Source organism: Sphingobium sp. AntQ-1, assembly GCF_028538045.1.
Lineage (GTDB): Bacteria > Pseudomonadota > Alphaproteobacteria > Sphingomonadales > Sphingomonadaceae > Sphingobium > Sphingobium cupriresistens.
In genome coordinates, this window is record NZ_CP117158.1 from 109,374 (window position 1) to 125,710 (window position 16,337).

16 protein-coding genes and 2 tRNA genes are annotated in these 16,337 nt (G+C 65.5%); 14 read left to right on the forward strand and 4 right to left on the reverse strand.

Features of this window, described 5'->3' with window-relative positions; translation table 11 throughout:
• The first annotated feature begins 79 nt into the window (after positions 1 to 79).
• Both purF and sphantq_RS00550 read left to right on the forward strand, forming a co-directional pair.
• Positions 80 to 1,540 (forward strand): amidophosphoribosyltransferase, encoded by a 1,461-nt coding sequence (purF, locus tag sphantq_RS00545; RefSeq protein ID WP_272799310.1) that lies wholly within the window; start codon positions 80 to 82, stop codon positions 1,538 to 1,540.
• Positions 1,541 to 1,661: 121 nt separating this feature from the next.
• Entirely contained in the window at positions 1,662 to 2,390 is a 729-nt protein-coding gene (locus tag sphantq_RS00550) for an SDR family NAD(P)-dependent oxidoreductase (RefSeq protein ID WP_272799311.1), read from the forward strand.
• Between the two features lie 3 nt (positions 2,391 to 2,393).
• Here sphantq_RS00550 and sphantq_RS00555 read toward each other — a convergent pair whose 3' ends face one another.
• Positions 2,394 to 3,659: an SAM-dependent methyltransferase gene (locus sphantq_RS00555; protein WP_272799312.1), complete on the reverse strand. Its 1,266-nt coding sequence runs from the start codon at positions 3,657 to 3,659 to the stop codon at positions 2,394 to 2,396.
• A gap of 36 nt (positions 3,660 to 3,695) precedes the next feature.
• Positions 3,696 to 5,072, reverse strand: coding sequence for a cryptochrome/photolyase family protein (locus sphantq_RS00560; protein WP_272800268.1), 1,377 nt, complete (start codon positions 5,070 to 5,072; stop codon positions 3,696 to 3,698).
• 232 nt (positions 5,073 to 5,304) lie between these two features.
• Between sphantq_RS00560 and sphantq_RS00565 the strand changes: the two genes are divergently transcribed.
• From sphantq_RS00565 to sphantq_RS00615, 11 genes are all read left to right on the forward strand, one after another.
• Positions 5,305 to 5,790: an RNA pyrophosphohydrolase gene (locus sphantq_RS00565; protein ID WP_272799313.1), complete on the forward strand. Its 486-nt coding sequence runs from the start codon at positions 5,305 to 5,307 to the stop codon at positions 5,788 to 5,790.
• A 55-nt stretch (positions 5,791 to 5,845) separates the two neighbouring features.
• The gene (locus tag sphantq_RS00570) at positions 5,846 to 6,754 is read left to right on the forward strand and encodes a DUF481 domain-containing protein (RefSeq protein WP_066601489.1); all 909 of its coding nucleotides are present in this window, start codon (positions 5,846 to 5,848) and stop codon (positions 6,752 to 6,754) included.
• Positions 6,755 to 6,813: 59 nt separating this feature from the next.
• On the forward strand, positions 6,814 to 8,058 hold the full coding sequence (locus tag sphantq_RS00575; RefSeq protein ID WP_272799314.1) for a hydrolase: 1,245 nt from the start codon (positions 6,814 to 6,816) through the stop codon (positions 8,056 to 8,058).
• On the forward strand, positions 8,055 to 9,074 hold the full coding sequence (locus tag sphantq_RS00580) for an arginine N-succinyltransferase (protein ID WP_272799315.1): 1,020 nt from the start codon (positions 8,055 to 8,057) through the stop codon (positions 9,072 to 9,074). The genes sphantq_RS00575 and sphantq_RS00580 overlap by 4 nt, the downstream gene beginning before the upstream one ends.
• Positions 9,071 to 10,330 (forward strand): N-succinylarginine dihydrolase, encoded by a 1,260-nt coding sequence (locus sphantq_RS00585; RefSeq protein WP_272799316.1) that lies wholly within the window; start codon positions 9,071 to 9,073, stop codon positions 10,328 to 10,330. The genes sphantq_RS00580 and sphantq_RS00585 overlap by 4 nt, the downstream gene beginning before the upstream one ends.
• Positions 10,331 to 10,359: 29 nt before the next feature.
• The gene (locus sphantq_RS00590) at positions 10,360 to 10,575 is read left to right on the forward strand and encodes a hypothetical protein (protein ID WP_066605181.1); all 216 of its coding nucleotides are present in this window, start codon (positions 10,360 to 10,362) and stop codon (positions 10,573 to 10,575) included.
• Between the two features lie 196 nt (positions 10,576 to 10,771).
• Entirely contained in the window at positions 10,772 to 11,656 is an 885-nt protein-coding gene (locus sphantq_RS00595; RefSeq protein WP_272799317.1) for a PAS domain-containing protein, read from the forward strand.
• A gap of 170 nt (positions 11,657 to 11,826) precedes the next feature.
• The gene (locus tag sphantq_RS00600) at positions 11,827 to 12,291 is read left to right on the forward strand and encodes a TadE/TadG family type IV pilus assembly protein (protein ID WP_129926432.1); all 465 of its coding nucleotides are present in this window, start codon (positions 11,827 to 11,829) and stop codon (positions 12,289 to 12,291) included.
• Complete coding sequence (locus sphantq_RS00605) at positions 12,288 to 13,358, forward strand: pilus assembly protein TadG-related protein (protein ID WP_272799318.1); 1,071 nt, start codon at positions 12,288 to 12,290, stop codon at positions 13,356 to 13,358. Before sphantq_RS00600 ends, sphantq_RS00605 begins: the two co-directional genes overlap by 4 nt.
• Positions 13,359 to 13,363: 5 nt before the next feature.
• The gene (locus sphantq_RS00610) at positions 13,364 to 13,915 is read left to right on the forward strand and encodes a hypothetical protein (protein ID WP_272799319.1); all 552 of its coding nucleotides are present in this window, start codon (positions 13,364 to 13,366) and stop codon (positions 13,913 to 13,915) included.
• A gap of 54 nt (positions 13,916 to 13,969) precedes the next feature.
• On the forward strand, positions 13,970 to 15,421 hold the full coding sequence (locus sphantq_RS00615) for a cobyric acid synthase (protein ID WP_272799320.1): 1,452 nt from the start codon (positions 13,970 to 13,972) through the stop codon (positions 15,419 to 15,421).
• A 51-nt stretch (positions 15,422 to 15,472) separates the two neighbouring features.
• Here the strand turns inward: sphantq_RS00615 and sphantq_RS00620 are convergent.
• Positions 15,473 to 15,549: transfer RNA gene (locus tag sphantq_RS00620), tRNA-Arg, on the reverse strand.
• A gap of 58 nt (positions 15,550 to 15,607) precedes the next feature.
• Positions 15,608 to 15,684 (reverse strand) — tRNA-Arg (locus tag sphantq_RS00625).
• A 113-nt stretch (positions 15,685 to 15,797) separates the two neighbouring features.
• Here sphantq_RS00625 and sphantq_RS00630 point away from each other — a divergent pair.
• Positions 15,798 to 16,298: a hypothetical protein gene (locus sphantq_RS00630; RefSeq protein WP_082678988.1), complete on the forward strand. Its 501-nt coding sequence runs from the start codon at positions 15,798 to 15,800 to the stop codon at positions 16,296 to 16,298.
• The last annotated feature ends 39 nt before the right edge of the window (positions 16,299 to 16,337 follow it).

Consider the following 16,337-nt stretch of genomic DNA (forward strand, 5'->3'; position numbering starts at 1 on the left):
GCGGTCGGAAGTCCCTATATGCGCGCCCAAAGACGGCCCTGTGGGCCTGTCAGGAACGGCTATGGAACCGCTCGCACCCATGATTACGACAAACCCCTTCGACGACGACAAGTTGCGCGAGGAATGTGGCATTTTCGGTGTTTCCCGCGCGGAAACAGCGTCCGCCATCGTCGCGCTTGGCCTTCACGCCCTGCAACATCGCGGGCAGGAAGCCGCCGGCATCACCAGCTGGGACGGGCATGATTTCCATACCCACCGGGCGATGGGCCATGTGGCCGGCAATTTCGACCGGGACGAGGTGATTCGCGGCCTGCCCGGCGATACCGCCTGTGGTCATGTGCGCTATTCCACCACCGGCGAAACGTCGCTCCGCAACGTGCAGCCGCTCTATGCGGAACTGAACTCTGGCGGCTTCGCCATTGCCCATAATGGCAATATCTCCAACGCGATGAAGCTGCGCCGCGAACTGATTCGCCGCGGCTCCATCTTCCAGTCGACCTCCGACACCGAAGTCATCATCCATCTGGTGGCGACGTCCAGCTATCGCACCCTGCTCGACAAGTTCATCGATGCGTTGAAGCAGGTCGAGGGCGCCTATTCGCTGATCGTCATGACGCCCGAAGGCATGATCGCCTGCCGCGATCCGCTGGGCATCCGCCCGCTGGTGATGGGCACGCTCGGCGAAACGACCATCTTCGCGTCGGAAACCGTCGCGCTCGACGTGGTCGGCGCCGACTATGTGCGCACCATCGATCCGGGCGAGCTGGTCATCGTCACCAATGACGGGCAGATCCGGTCGCACCGCCCCTTCGGCGACACGCATCCGCGTCCCTGCATTTTCGAACATGTCTATTTCAGCCGTCCCGATTCGATCATCGACAATTCCAGCGTCTATTCGGTGCGCAAGGCGATCGGCGCGCAACTGGCGATCGAGAACCCTGTCGAGGCGGACTATGTCATCCCGGTGCCCGACAGCGGCGTGCCGGCGGCGATCGGCTATGCCCAGCAATCGGGCATCCCGTTCGAACTGGGCATCATCCGCTCGCACTATATCGGCCGCACCTTCATCCAGCCGGGGGACAAGGTCCGCCATCTGGGCGTGAAGCTGAAGCACAACGCCAACCGCGCGCTGATAAAGGGCAAGCGGATCGTGCTGATCGACGATTCGATCGTGCGCGGCACCACCTCCTTGAAGATCGTGCAGATGATGCGCGAGGCCGGCGCGGCGGAGGTTCATATGCGGATCGCCAGCCCGCCGACCAAGCATAGCTGCTTCTATGGCGTCGATACGCCCGAACGCACCAAGCTGCTGGCGCACAAGCTGGACGTGGGCGGGATGCAGGACTTCATCCATGCCGACAGCCTGTCCTTCATCTCGATCGACGGCCTGTACAAGGCGCTGGGCGAAGCCAAGCGCGCCGACATCCGCCCGCAATATTGCGATGCCTGCTTCACCGGCGATTATCCCACGACGCTCACCGATCAGGATGACGTGGTGGTGACCAACCAGCTGGAACTGCTCGCCGAGCGCGTGGTCTGACCCTTTACATCGACCCGTTCGTCCTGAGTAGCCACTGAGCGAAGTCGAAGTGGCGTATCGAAGGATGCTTCGATACGGGTCTTCGACACGCTCAGCCCCTACTCAGCACGAACGGATTTATATGTCTTCTTCCGACCTTCCCCTTCCTGGCCCACTTTCCGGCAAATTGGCGCTCGTCACCGGGGCGAGCCGTGGCATCGGCGCCGCCACGGCCGAAGCGCTGGCCGCGGCGGGCGCGCATGTGGTGCTGACCGCTCGGACTACGGGCGGGCTGGAAGAGGTGGAGGATCGCATCCACAAGGCTGGCGGCCATGCGACCATCGCGCCGCTCGACCTGACCGATGGCGAGAGCATCGGCCGGCTGGCGCAGGCTGTCGGCGGTCGCTGGCAGGCGCTCGACATTCTCCTGCTCAACGCCGCGACGCTGGGCGCGCTGGCGGCGGTCCCGGCGATCGACGCCAAGGAATTCGCCCGGCTGCTGACGCTCAACATCGCCGCGCCGCAGGCGCTGATCGCCGCCTTCGACACCATGTTGCGCGCCAGCGGCGATGCGCGGGTCGTGGCGCTGACCTCCTCGGTCGTGGCGCCGCGCGCCTATTGGGGCGCCTATGGCGCGTCGAAGGCGGCGCTGGAAACGCTGGTCGGCGCTTATGGCGAGGAGATGAAGAATATTTCCGCCATCCGCACCCACATCGTCGATCCGGGCGCGACCCGCACGGCGATGCGCGCCCGCGCCTTCCCCGGCGAAGACCCGGCGAGCCTCAAGGGGCCGGACGTGGTGGCCGAGGCGATCGTCAATCTGGTCGCGTCCGATGCGCCGACCGGCCACAGGATACGAGTCGAAGGCTGACAGCTACGCCGGTTTGACCAGCGTCACTTGCGCCACGTCGATGCCGCCGCCGCGAAAGCCGCCTTCGCAATACATCAGATAATAGCGCCATAAGGCCACGAAATGCTGGTCGAAACTGGCGGGCAGCTGGCCTTCCTCGATCGCACGGTCGAACCGCTCGCGCCAGCGGCGCAGCGTTTCGGCATAGTCCAGGCCGAAGCGGTGGACGTCGCGCCATTCCAGCCCCTGCGCCTCCGCCAGCGCACGGAACTGGCTTTCCGACATCAGCATCCCGCCGGGAAAGATATAGGTCTGGATGAAGTCGGCGCCGCGGGCATAGCGGTCGAAGATCGCGTCATCGATCAAAATATACTGTATCGCCGCCTTGCCGCCGGGCTTCAGCAAGCGATGGATGGCGGCCAGATAGGCAGGCCAATAGGCTTGCCCCACCGCCTCGACCATTTCGACGCTGGCGATGGCGTCATATTGGCCCAGCGCATCGCGATAGTCGGTCAGCAAAATCTGCGCGCCCGACCCCAGCCGATCGCGGGCATAGCCGGCCTGTTCGGTCGACAGGGTCAGTCCGCTATAGGCGATCGCGCACCGCTCCATCGCCTGTTCGGCCAGACCGCCCCAACCGCAGCCGATCTCCAGCAGCGACGCGCCATCGGTGAGGTCCAGCCGGTCGAGGACCGCATCGACCTTGCGCCGCTGCGCCTGCTCGAAATCCTCGTTCTGATTCGCAGAATCGATAAACAAGGCACTGGAATAATGCATATTTTCATCGAGCCAGAGCCGGTAGAAATCATTCCCCAGATCATAATGATAGGCGATGTTGTGCCGCGATCCCATGCGGCTGTTGCGCCGCAACCCGTGCATCGCGCGGCCTATCCACCGCCCCGGCCCGCGGGGCCGCGCCGCTTGCCCCAGCGCCGCCGCATTGCGCATGAACAGGGCGAAGAGCGGCACCGGATCGGGACTGGCCCACTCGCCCGCCGCCCAGGCGCGATACCAGCCCGCCGATCCTCCCACCGCCAGTCGCACCAGCGCGCGCCAGGAGCGCAGGTCCACTTCGCAACGCGGCCCCGGCGCCCGACCGCCCAGCAGGCGATTTGTGCCGTCCGGCAGCGAGGCGTGCAATTCGCCCGCCTCCAGCCCTTGGTCGATCCGGTCGAGCAGGCGATGGAAAGACGGCGCCAGCGCGCGCGACGCCAGGCCGGGTGCGCCGGATCGCGGTGGATGTTTGATCGATAGCGCGCGCCGACCGCGCCGGGGAGTGATGGCGTTCATGACGCCAATCCTGCCGCAAGCCGCCCGCCGCTGCAATCACCCCTTGCTATGACGATAGGCGGCCAATGCCCGTTCACGCCCCTCGCGATGGCTGATGATCTTCGCCGGATAGTCCGTAGGGCGCGCGTCATGGGCGTCGGGGTCGTGGATCGCCGCGTCCGACAGCTCCGCCAGTTCGGGCACCCATGACCGAATATAGTCGGCCGAGTCGAACTTGTCCGACTGGGTCAATGGCGCCATAATTCGCGTGAACAGATTGGCGTCCACGCCGCTGCCCGCGACCCATTGCCAATTGACGCTGTTATTGGCGTAATCCGCATCGACCAGCGTGTCCCAGAACCAGCGCGCGCCATGCCGCCAGTCGATCAGCAGATGTTTGATGAGGAAGCTGGCGGCGATCATGCGCACCCGGTTATGCATCCAGCCCGTCGTCCAAAGCTGCCGCATACCCGCGTCCACGATCGGATAGCCTGTCCTGCCCGCCTTCCACGCGGTGAAATCGGCCCTCGCCTCCCGCAGGTCGCGCCAAGGCAGCGCATCGAAATTCGATCGCGCATTTTCAGAGCCATAGGCGGGAAATTCGCAAATCTGGACATGCGCATAATCGCGCCAGATCAATTCCTTAAGGAAGATCGTTGCATCATGCCCTGAAGATTCGACCCGGTGCCACACATAGGCAGGCGACACTTCGCCGAAATGCAGATGCGGCGACAGGCGCGATGTCCCCTCGATCGAGGGCAGATTGCGCGCGGTCGGATAATCGCCGGCCTCGTCCAGAAAATGCGCGACATTGGCGCGCGCGCCCTTCTCGCCCGGCGTCCAGTCCGCCGCGAAACCCTGGGCCCAGTCCGGCTTCGTCGGCAATAAGCCCCAGTCGTCCAGCGAATCGCTCGCCGGCCAGTGCGCCGGCCCGTCGATCCGATGCGGCGCGGGATGCGGCGCGGCGGGCGGCATATGCTCCATCACCGCGCGGGAAAAGGGCGTGTAGATACGGTACATGCCGCCCGCCCCGGTCCGCACCGCGCCGGGCGGCAACAACAGGCCGCCGTCATGCAGGCAGAGGTCGAGCGCCTTGCCCACCGCCTTTTCCGCGTTGCGCCACCAGGGTTCATAATGATGCAGCGCATGGACCCGCGACGCGCCGGCCTCCTTCGCCAGCGTGGCCAGAACATCCGAGCACCGCCCGCGCCGCAGAATCAGGCGCGATCCCTTGGTGCGCAGGCTTTCGTCCAACCGCGCAAGGCTATGGTGCAGCCACCAGCGCGTCGCGCCGCCCATTGCCCATTGGCGCGGGCTTTCATCATCCAGGATATAGACCGGGATCACCGGCCCTTCGCTGACGGCGGCGGCCAGGGCGGCCTGATCGGACAGGCGGAGATCCTGGCGGAGCCAGAGGAGAAGGGGAGCGGACATGCCGGGGCAATGCGCCGCGCCGCCGCCGGTTCCAAGCGGCCATTGGGGCATATTGCCGTCATCCCGTCTCTCGTCGCCTCTTCCACCGCATCGCCACAAATCGGCAGGCGGACGATTCGACCGATGGACGCGGAGCCTTCCGCTGCCTATTCTGACCCAAGCGTCGGGAAGCGGCGCCAATGGCGGTCTTTGGAACGGACAACGCCCGAAACCGAACTCTTTTGGGGATGATATGGCATCGATGCCGAACGATACAGAATTGCCATACCGCCCCTGCGTCGGGATCATGCTGGTGAATATGGACGGCAAGATATTCGTCGGCCAGCGGCTCGATAATCTGGTCGAGGCGTGGCAGATGCCGCAGGGCGGGATCGACGAAGGCGAGGATGCCAGGGCGGCTGCGCTGCGTGAATTGCAGGAAGAAACCGGCATCCGCCCCGAACTGGTCGAGATTATCGCCAAGGCGAAGGACGAGCATTTCTACGATCTGCCGCCTGAACTGGTCGGCAAATTATGGGGCGGCAAATATCGCGGCCAGCGCCAATATTGGTATCTCGCCCGCTTCGTCGGCCAGGACGGCGACATCGATATCCAAACCAAGCATCCCGAATTCCGGGAATGGAAATGGACGATCCCCGATACGCTGCCCGACCTGATCGTGCCGTTCAAGCGCAAGCTGTACCGCGACATATTGCAGGAGTTTCGCGCGCTTATCTGACCCGACAGGCGTTTTGGGGGCTTAAAATCCCCGGTCGCTTGGCTATGACGGGACCATGTATGCCCGTCTGATCCCCCTGTCGTTGCTGCTCTTCGCCCTGCCCGCCGCGGCGCAGGCTGGCGAATCGGCACTATTGCCCCCCGCCGTCCGCGAAATGATGGAGGCGGCGATCGCCAACGGCAATGAAACCGACATCGCCACCGTGTCCAAGATCGCCAAGCAGACCAATCCGGCGTCGGCCGACGAAATCCAGCGCATGGTCAATAGCTGGAAGGAGCGGACCAAGGCGACCCACGACACTGTGATTCGCGAAGCGCGCTTCAACGAACTATGGACTGGCCGGGTCGAAGCGGGCGGCTTCCGCTCTACCGGTTCCACCAGCGAACTGGGCATTACCCTGGCGGCGACCGCGACTCGCGCCGGGCTGCAATGGTCGCACAAACTGACCGCCGCCGTCGATTATCGCCGCGCCAATGGCGTAACCTCGCGCGAGCGCTATTTCGCGGGTTACGAACCCAAATATGAATTCGATCCGCGCGGTTTCGTCTACGGTCTCGCGCAGTTCGAACGTGACACGTCGATCGGCTATGACGAGCGATACACCTCGTCAATCGGCGTCGGGTATAAGCTGATCGTCAGCAAACCGATTGATCTATCGGCCGATATCGGTCCATCCATCCGCCACGTTAAATATATGATCGGCGAACGGGAAACCAAATTGGGCGTCCGCGGATCGATGGCGTTGGCCTGGCGCGCGACGCCGACGGTGACGTTCAAGCAGACCGCATCGGGCTACGCCGAAAGCGACGTCTATACCCTCAACGCCCTGTCCTCGGTCGAAACCAAGGTCAGCACACGGCTGTCGGCGGCTTTTTCCTATAACATTCAATATGAATCGGAGACATTGCTGTCCACCCGCGACCTGGACACCCTCAGTCGCCTGACCCTGACCTATGATTTCTGAACCACGCAATTTTATTGCGGGGGTGGAGACGCGCCCGGCGCTCTGATAGACCAGAGCGGATGAGGGATTTTTCATCGCAGGAACGAATGCTGCTCGACCGCGCTGCCGCCGCACCCATGCTGGCGCAGACGCAGGATTGGGCGGCGATCAACAGCGGATCGCGCAATCTGGCCGGGCTGGCCCAGATGGCGGATGTGCTGGCCGACGCCTTTTCCGCGCTGCCCGGCCCGATCCGACTGGTCGATCCCGCGCCGGTCGAAAGCATATCGCCGGACGGCCGCGTCCAGACGATCGACCATGGTCGCCATCTCCATCTGTCCGTGCGCCCCGACGCGCCCATCCGCCTGCTCCTGACCGGGCATATGGACACGGTGTTCCCCATCGATCACCCTTTCCAGCAGCAACGCTGGTTGGAGCCGGGCGTCCTCAACGGCCCCGGCGTCGCCGACATGAAGGGCGGGATCGCGGTCATGCTCTCAGCGCTCCATGCTATCGAGGGATCGGACGCTGTCGCCACGCTGGGCTATGATGTCGTCATCAACAGCGACGAGGAAGTAGGCAGCGCATCGTCCGCGGCGCTGTTGCGGGGACTGGCGGCGGGTAAGCTGGCGGCCTTCACCTACGAGCCGTCCGCATTGCCCGACGGCACGCTGGCCGGCGCGCGGGCGGGGAGCGGCAATTTCTCCATCATCGTCACGGGCCTGAGCGCCCATGCCGGGCGCAACCCCGATGACGGCCGCAACGCCCTGCTCGCCGCCGCTGACCTGGCGCTGCGGCTGAAGGCGGGCAGCGGTGCCGGATTTTCCTGCAACCCTGCGAAGATCGATGGCGGCAGCCCGAACAATGTCGTGCCCGACCATGCCGTGTTGCGCGTCAATTTCCGGCCGCGCACGCCGGAAGACGAGGTCGTCGCCCGCGCCCTGATCGACCGGTCCATGGCCGATGTCGCGCGCGACCATGACGTCAGCCTGCATCTCCACGGTGGCTTTGGTCGCCCGCCCAAGCCCATGGACCCCAAGGCGCAGGCGCTGTTCGGGCTGGTGCGGCAATGCGGCGCGGACCTCAGCCTCACCATCGGCTGGCGCGATACCGGCGGGGTATGCGACGGCAATAATATCGCGGCCTGCGGCGTGCCGGTGGTCGACACGATGGGCGTGCGCGGCGGTAACATCCATAGCGACGCCGAATTTCTGCTGACCGACAGCCTGCCCGAACGGGCGCAACTATCCGCGCTGGCGCTGTGGCGGATCGCGCAGGGCCAGTTCGATCCGGCGCAATTTATAAAAGAGGGGATCACCGCTTGAGCTTCATCATGCGCATCGCGCGCGCCGACGATTTGCAGACGCTCTATGAGATGGCGAAGCTGACCGGCGGCGGCTTCACCAACCTGCCGCCCGATCGCACGGCGCTGTCCGCCAAGCTGGAGCGCACCGAAAAAGCGCTCGCACGCCAAGGCGACGGCATCGAAGACGAACTGATCGTCATGGTGCTGGAAAATGTCGAGACGGGGCAGGTCCGCGGCACCTGCCAGATATTCTCGACCGTGGGCCAAAGCTGGCCCTTCTACTCCTATCGTCTGGGCGTGCTGACCCAGCATAGCCGGGAACTGGGCCGCACCTTCCGCGCGCAGATGCTTTCGCTCACCACCGATCTGGAAGGATCGGTCGAGGTCGGCGGCCTGTTCCTTCACCCGCGCGAGCGGGCCGAGGGGCTGGGGTTGTTGCTGGCGCGCAGCCGCTATCTCTATATCCGCAGCCATCGCGCGCGCTTTGGCGACCGGGTGATTGCAGAATTGCGCGGCGTCATCGACGAAGCGGGTGGATCGCCCTTCTGGGACGGCCTGGCCGGTCGCTTCTTCGGCATGAATTTTCAGGAAGCGGACGAGTTCAACGCGGTGAACGGCAATCAGTTCATCGCCGACCTGATGCCCAAGACGCCCATCTATACCGCCATGCTGACCGACAGCGCCCGCGCCGTCATCGGCCTGCCCCACCCCAATGGCCGCGCGGCGATGCGGATGCTGGAGACGGAGGGGTTCGACAATGCCGGCTATGTCGATATCTTCGACGGCGGCCCGACCATGGTGGGACAGATCGACCAGCTAAAGACGATCGCAGCGGCCCGCGACGTCATCCTCTCCGCTACCCATGAAAAGGGTGGGGACAAGATGCTGATCGCGACCGGCAAACTGGCCGATTATCGCTGCACCTGGGGCTTCGTGCAGGAAGGCGCGGATGGCGCGGTGTCGCTCGACGCGGCCAGCGCGGCGCGGCTCGGCCTCGAAACCGGCGGCTCCTTCACCATGGCGGGGCGGGCATGAGCGTCCGGGAAATCAATTTCGACGGGATCGTCGGTCCCAGCCACAATTATGCGGGCCTCAGCCTCGGCAATCTCGCGTCCGCGCGCAATGCCGGCGCGGTGGCGCATCCGCGCGCGGCGGCGCTACAAGGGCTGGAAAAGATGCGCGGCAATATCCACCTCGGCCTCGCCCAGGGCATCTTCCTGCCACAATGGCGGCCCGACGTCGCCTGGCTGACGAAGCTGGGCACCGATGTCGGCGACGCCGATCCCCATATTCGAGCGGCCGCCATGTCCGCTTCCTCCATGTGGGCGGCCAACGCCGCCACGGTGTCGCCCGCCAGCGACACGGCGGATGGGCGGACACACCTGACCGTCGCCAATCTCGTCACCATGCCGCATCGCAGCCATGAATGGCCGCAGACTCTGGCGCAGCTCCGCATCGCCTTTTCCGACACCCGCGCCTTTGCCGTCCATGATCCCATCCCCGCCCCCTTTGGCGACGAGGGCGCGGCCAATCATATGCGTCTGGCCGAACGCCACGACCAGCCGGGCGTGGAGGTGTTCGTCTATGGCCGGTCGGGCGGCGCCTTCCCCGCCCGCCAGCATCGGGAGGCCAGCAAGGCGGTCGCCCGCATCCATGGCCTCGATCCGGCGCGCACCCTGTTCGTCGAACAGTCCGAAGCCGCGATCGCTGCGGGCGCCTTCCATAATGACGTCGTCGCCGTGGCGAACGAGCGCGTGCTGTTCACCCATGAGCAGGCCTTTGCCGACAAGGACGCTTTCTACGCCGATCTGCGCGCCGCCCTGCCCTGCGTCGAGATCGTGGAGGTGCCCGCCAGCGCGGTCAGCCTGGCCGATGCGATCAAATCCTATCTGTTCAACGCGCAACTCGTCACCCTGTCTGATGGCGGCATGGCGCTGATCCTGCCGACAGAGGCGCGGGACACCCCCGCGGTCTGGACCTGGCTGGAACAGATGATCGCGGGCAACGGCCCGATCCGCCGCGTCGTGCCGGTCGATGTGCGTCAATCCATGGCCAATGGCGGCGGCCCCGCCTGCCTGCGGCTGCGCGTCGTCGCCGATCCCGTCGACATCGATCCGCGCTTCCTGGTGGACGAAGCGCAGTTGGATAATATTGCGCGGATCGTGTCCCAATATTGGCCAGAATCGATCGCGCCCCAGGATTTGAGCGACACACGGCTGATTGCCCGGATCGAGCAATCATGGTTAACGCTTGTTGACCATTTGCAGCTGTCGGGCGATCTTTCGCCCTGATGGCGGGGGCAACGCCGGATGGAATCGATATGGAACGGATCAAGAGCCTCTTCATCATCAAGACCAAGTTCGAGGCGTTTCTGGTGATCTATGCCCTCGCGCTGGGCGCTGCCGAGCGCGGCCATGTCTATATGCAGCAATATCCCGGCGCCGGCGGCCATCTGCTGGCGCTCGCCTGTTCCGGCGCCGTGTTCATGGCGGGTGGCAAGATCCTCGACGCGCTGGATTATCAGCGGGGAATCTAGAGCGTTTTTCAAGCAGGCAGATTCACCTGCTGACTCGGAAAACGCGCCAAATCAAAAGACTAGAGCAACTGAGCAGATGCAATCGGATCGGCTGCTCTTGCGACTGCCCTCGTTCCGAAACGGATCGAACTGCGCCACAACCACAGTCCGTTCTGCATTATCCTGCCTGCGTTCACGACAACGGAGTGCCGACAGGATGCTGGACGATCGACGCAGGCGCAGCGTGCCCGCCGCCGAACTGGTGCGCAATTTCGCCCATTGGCGCGAGGTCGGATCGCACGAACCGGTGATGGTGACCCATCATGGCCGCGAAACCCATGTCTTCATGGGGCTGGACCGGTTCCGCACGATGACGATCGGCGATGATGGCGCGGTGGCGCCCGACCGCACCTTCGAACTCGCCGCCCGCATCCATCAGGGCCTGGTCCTGTGCCGCGGCGACCTCACCATCGACTATGTCAATGGCGTCGCTCTGGCGATGGCCCAACGCTGGGACCGGCATCTGGAGGGACAGTCGCTATGGGACGCCTTTCCCGAACTGGCCGGCACGTTGACGGAGGCGCATATCCGCCACAGTCTGGCCTCTGGCGAAGCGAGCACGGCCGATATCCCGTCCCCCTTTCGCAGCGATGTCTGGCTGCATGTCCAGACCTTCCCCTTTGCCAGCGGCGTCGCGCTGCTGCTACGGGACATCACCGCCGACATGCAGCGCCACCGGCTGGCTGACGTCAAATCGGCCATCCTCAAGGCGATGGGCGTGCATGGCGGTGTGGGCTATGTCCGCGTATCGATGCGGGGTTTCATCGATGTCGTGAACGACAGTTTCTGCGCGATGGTGGGTCTGACCGCCGATCGGCTGGCGGACGCCCCAGTCGCCGATCTGGTCGCGCTGCCCGCCCGGCCCCATTTTCGCGAGCGGATGGAGCGGGTGCTGCGCGGCGAAGGCGACATGCGCTTTCCCACTCAATTGCTGACCAACGATGGTTCGCTCGCGCCGACCGACGCGGCGATAGCCCGGTTGCACGGCATTTATGGAACGGAGGGGGCGGTGATCGTCATGACCCCCACGAACGCCGCCTGAATGTGCGACAACAACGTCCATATCGGAGGATGCCAAGCGGCCCTGCGCAAGCTTTGCGCCAAAGTCCGCTTTTCGCCTGCCGGACGCGCCTGCCGACTATGTAAAATCCGTCAATCGCGCGGTTGGCGAAGCAAACCCGATATTGAGCCGCGCGCTCTAGCATCCCCCTCATGCCCTACGATAGCGCCCGCCCTGTCACCCGCCATCCTGTCACCCGATCGCGTCGACCGCTGGCCGCCCTGCGGCGCCATCAGGCCGGCAGCAGCCTGATCGAGGCGGCCTTCGCCCTGCCGCTGCTCATCCTGCTGCTGATGGGCATATTGGCCTATGGCAACTGGTTTATGACCGCCCACAGCCTCCAGCAAGCGGCGAATGACGCTGCTCGCGCATCGGTGGCCGGGCTGAACGCGACCGAACGCCGCACCCTGGTCGATCAGAGCGTCGTCGCCGCCCGCGCCGCCTTTCCGGTCGCCGGCGCCCAGACGATCGCCGTCAGCACTGGCGAAAGCAGCGGCTATTACACCGTCACGCTGCGCTACACCCTCGCGAGCGCGCCGCTATTCGCGGCCATGCCCTTGCCCATGCCCGGCAATGTGCTGGAACGCAGCGCCGTCGTGCGGATCGCCAGCCAATGATCGGCGCGCGCCTTGGCCGGGCGCTGGCGCGGGACCGGCATGGCGGCGTGACGTTCATCCTGGCCGGGTCGCTGTTCATGCTGGCGGGCGCCGCCACCGTCGCGGTCGATCTGGGGTCGGTCTATCTGGCCCGTCGCCAGTTGCAGGGTGTGGCGGACGCCGCCGCGCTGGCCGCCGCCGATGGCGGACGCACCGCCGCCGAACAACTGGTCGGGCGCAGCGGGATCAGCGGCGCGGCGCTCGCGACCTTCGACAGCGGCAGCTATGTCGCCGATCCTTCTCTTCCGATGGACCAGCGTTTCCGCGCGGGCGACGCCAATGGCGGCGCGATGCGGGTGGAGGTGCGCCGCCGCGCGCCGCTCTTCTTCGGCCGCTTGCTGGTCGGCCGCGACGGCATCGACCTCAGCGCCCGCGCCACCGCCGCCCGCACCGACGCCGCCGCCTTTTCACTCGGCACCGGCCTCGCCTCGATCAGCGGCGGATTGCCTGACATGCTGCTGTCCAACCTGGCCGGGACCGAACTCAACCTGTCGGTCATGGACTATAATGGCCTGGCCAGCGCGAATCTCGACCTGCTGCATGTCGCCGATGCGCTGCGGGTGCGGACCGGGCGCGACGGGGAAGCCTATGGCGCACTGTTCGACCGGGACATTCCGTTGACCGACCTGCTGGCCGCGATGGCGGACAGCGCCGGGACCAGTCCCGCCGCCGCCACGCTGCTGGCGCTGTCGAGCCGCATTCCCGGCCGCTCCACCCGCCTGAGCGACATCGTCGATCTTGGCCCGATGCGCGGCGCGGTCAGCGCCACCGGCCAACCCAATATCCTGCTCGATGCTTTCTCGATGCTGCGCATGGTGCTCAGCCCGCCATTGGGAACGACCGTGCCGATGGACCTGCGCGTCACCGTGCCGGGCCTCACCAGCACCCGGCTGATGCTGGTGACGGGCGAGGGACAGGCCAGATCGCCGCTGATGAGCATCACCGCCAAGCGCGACGTGGTGCTGCGCACCGCCCAGACGCGCGCATCTATCTGGAAAGCACGGTCGCCACCGTCCTGTCCGGCATAGCCTCCGTGCGCGTGCCGCTTTATGTCGAACTGGCGGCGGCGGAGGCGCGCCTGTCGGATATCCAGTGCGGCAGCGATGGGGGCGTCACCCTGGCGGTCACGCCATCGGTCGGCACCGCGGCGCTGGGCGATGTCGATATGACTGCGCTGACCAATTTTTCGGTCCCCGCCAACCCGCGCGCCGCCATGCTGGCACAGGCGCTCGGTACGCGCGTCACCGGCTATGCCAATATCAGCCTGGGCGGCACCCAGACCCATAGCGTCCATTTCTCCCCGTCGGAGATCAGCGCGCAGCAGGCAAAGACCGTCAGCACGCAGGATCTGACACAGGGCATCGCCGCCAGCTTGGCGGGCCAGACCCAGATACAGGTGTCGCTGCTGGGCATCACCATAGGCAATAGCCCGCTCAGCCCACTGGTCGGCGCCGTACTGGGCACCACCGCACCGCTGCTGGACGGCATCATCAACAGCGTCACCGCCACGCTGGGCGTCCGCGTCGGCTCCGCCGAAGTGCGCGTGCATCAGCGGCGCTGCGGCATGGCGGCTATCGTCGCCTGACCCTGGCCTTGATCTCCCCTTGCGCTGGCGGCGCTGCACCGTCAGGAGCAGGCCATGGGCGCTATCATGTTGCAGGGAACCGGATCGGACGTCGGCAAATCGGTGCTGGTCGCGGGACTATGCCGCGCGCTGCTGCGCCGGGGCTATCGGGTCCGCCCGTTCAAGCCGCAGAATATGTCGAACAACGCCGCCGTCACCAGCGATGGCGGGGAGATCGGCCGGGCGCAGGCGTTGCAGGCGATCGCCTGCGGCATCGCGCCGCATACGGACATGAACCCGGTGCTGCTCAAGCCCCAGGCCGACCGGACGTCGCAACTGATCGTCCATGGTCAGGTGCGCGGGACGCTGGGGTCGGGCAATTTCCGCAGCGCGCGCGGGCCGTTGCTGGGCGCTGTGCTGGAAAGCTACGAACGGCTGCGCGGCCAGTGCGACATCGTCGTGGTCGAAGGCGCGGGATCGCCGGCCGAGATCAACCTGCGCGCCGGCGATATCGCCAATATGGGTTTCGCCCGCGCCGCCGATGTGCCGGTAATCCTGGTCGGCGACATCGACCGGGGCGGCGTGATCGCGGCTGTGGTCGGCACCCGCGCGGTCATTGATCCCGACGATGCGGCGATGATCCGCGGCTTCCTCATCAACAAATTCAGGGGCGACCCGGCGCTGTTCGAGGATGGCTATGCCCAGATCGAAGCGCTGTCGGGCTGGCGCGGCTTTGGCGTCGTGCCGTGGCTGAACGCCGTCGCCCGGCTACCCAGCGAAGACGCGGTGGTGCTGGAACGGCGTGGTTTTTCGACCGCCGCGCCGCTGGTCGTCGCCTGCCCGGTGCTGCCGCGCATCTCCAATTTCGACGATCTCGACCCGCTCAAGCTGGAACCGGGTATCGATCTACGCATGATCGGACCGGGCCAGGCGATCCCCGGCGACGCGGCGCTGGTGATCCTGCCCGGATCGAAAGCCACGGTCGCCGACATGCGCGCGATGGTCGCGCAAGGGTGGGATATCGACATTCGCGCCCATCATCGGCGCGGCGGCGCGGTGCTGGCCCTATGCGGCGGCTACCAGATGCTGGGGCGCCTGATCGCCGATCCCGACGGGCTGGAGGGACCGGCTGGGTCCGTCGCGGGGCTGGGGCTGCTTGACATCGAAACGCGCCTGTCCGGGGTCAAGACGCTGGAGCAGGTGCGCGGCCGCGCGCTCGATGCCGACTTTACCGGCTATGAAATGCATATGGGCGTAACCCACGGCCCGGATTGCGCCCGCCCCTTCGCCCTGATCGACGGCGGGCGCCCGGATGGAGCGATCAGCCGCGACGGACGGGTGATGGGCAGCTACATCCATGGCCTGCTCGCCAGCACGGCGCTGCGCGATGCGCTGTTGCGGCGGCTGGGCGGCGCGTCGGCGGGGCATGACTATGACCAGTCGGTCGAGGACGCCCTGGACGAGGTCGCTACGCTATTGGAAAGCCATGTCGATATCGACGCCATGGTGGCGCTGGCGATGGCCTGACCGGCACGTAAAAAAGGCGGCCAGATGCCGCCTTTTTATTCGATCATAATATGGTGCACCCAGAGCGATTCGAACGCCCGACCCTCAGATTCGTAGTCTGATGCTCTATCCAGCTGAGCTATGGGTGCGAAGGAAAGACGAACGAACCGCGGCTGTAAGCCCGGACCAAAAGCCCTTCTGAAACTATGGTGCACCCAGAGCGATTCGAACGCCCGACCCTCAGATTCGTAGTCTGATGCTCTATCCAGCTGAGCTATGGGTGCGTGGAGACGCGCAGATAGAAGCGCTTGGCCGATTGGGCAAGCCCCTTTTTTGCACTTTTATGGCCGGGCAACTTTTATCCCCCGTCCCTCGTTCAGTGGGGCAGGAGGACGCCATGATGAGCTTCAATCTGAACGAGGTTGCGTTGCTGCTGGTGGTGCTGGTCATCGGCTGGCTGCTGGGTCTGATGATGAGCGGTCGCGGCAAATATCGGCGGCTGTGGCAGGACGAACAGGCGGTGCATCGCAGCGCTATCAAGGAGCGGGACGCCCGCATCGAAGCGTCCCATAAGCGGATCGCCGAACTGGAGCGCCACTCGGCCGCCCCGATCGCCGTCGGCGCCACCACGACGGCCGCTGGGGTTGGTCATGGCCGCGACGATCTGAGCCGGATCAGCGGCGTCAGCCAGGCGCAGGAAAGCGCGCTGAACGAAGCGGGCTATCACCGCTATGGCCAAATCGCCGCGCTCAATGCCGAGCAGGAAGCGACGCTGGAGGCGCGGCTGGGCCTGAAACCCGGCGCCATCGCGCATGACGACTGGCGCGGTCAGGCTCTGGCGCTGGAACGGGGCGACAGCAAGCCCGGCTTGCTCAGCCGCCTGACCGGATCGCACTGAAACGAAAAAAGGGCGGGGTTGACGCCCCGCCCTTTCCTC

Excerpts from the sequence above, each read along its gene's own strand:
- sphantq_RS00560 (WP_272800268.1), bottom strand. The coding sequence starts at position 5,072 with ATGTCCGCTCCCCTTCTCCTCTGGCTCCGCCAGGATCTCCGCCTGTCC.
- sphantq_RS00590 (WP_066605181.1), top strand. The coding sequence starts at position 10,360 with ATGGAACGGATCAAGAGCCTCTTCATCATCAAGACCAAGTTCGAGGCG.
- sphantq_RS00575 (WP_272799314.1), top strand. The coding sequence starts at position 6,814 with ATGAGGGATTTTTCATCGCAGGAACGAATGCTGCTCGACCGCGCTGCC.
- sphantq_RS00615 (WP_272799320.1), top strand. The coding sequence starts at position 13,970 with ATGGGCGCTATCATGTTGCAGGGAACCGGATCGGACGTCGGCAAATCG.
- sphantq_RS00595 (WP_272799317.1), top strand. The coding sequence starts at position 10,772 with ATGCTGGACGATCGACGCAGGCGCAGCGTGCCCGCCGCCGAACTGGTG.
- sphantq_RS00555 (WP_272799312.1), bottom strand. The coding sequence starts at position 3,659 with ATGAACGCCATCACTCCCCGGCGCGGTCGGCGCGCGCTATCGATCAAA.
- sphantq_RS00570 (WP_066601489.1), top strand. The coding sequence starts at position 5,846 with ATGTATGCCCGTCTGATCCCCCTGTCGTTGCTGCTCTTCGCCCTGCCC.
- sphantq_RS00550 (WP_272799311.1), top strand. The coding sequence starts at position 1,662 with ATGTCTTCTTCCGACCTTCCCCTTCCTGGCCCACTTTCCGGCAAATTG.
- purF (WP_272799310.1), top strand. The coding sequence starts at position 80 with ATGATTACGACAAACCCCTTCGACGACGACAAGTTGCGCGAGGAATGT.
- sphantq_RS00565 (WP_272799313.1), top strand. The coding sequence starts at position 5,305 with ATGGCATCGATGCCGAACGATACAGAATTGCCATACCGCCCCTGCGTC.
- sphantq_RS00600 (WP_129926432.1), top strand. The coding sequence starts at position 11,827 with ATGCCCTACGATAGCGCCCGCCCTGTCACCCGCCATCCTGTCACCCGA.
- sphantq_RS00630 (WP_082678988.1), top strand. The coding sequence starts at position 15,798 with ATGATGAGCTTCAATCTGAACGAGGTTGCGTTGCTGCTGGTGGTGCTG.
- sphantq_RS00585 (WP_272799316.1), top strand. The coding sequence starts at position 9,071 with ATGAGCGTCCGGGAAATCAATTTCGACGGGATCGTCGGTCCCAGCCAC.
- sphantq_RS00605 (WP_272799318.1), top strand. The coding sequence starts at position 12,288 with ATGATCGGCGCGCGCCTTGGCCGGGCGCTGGCGCGGGACCGGCATGGC.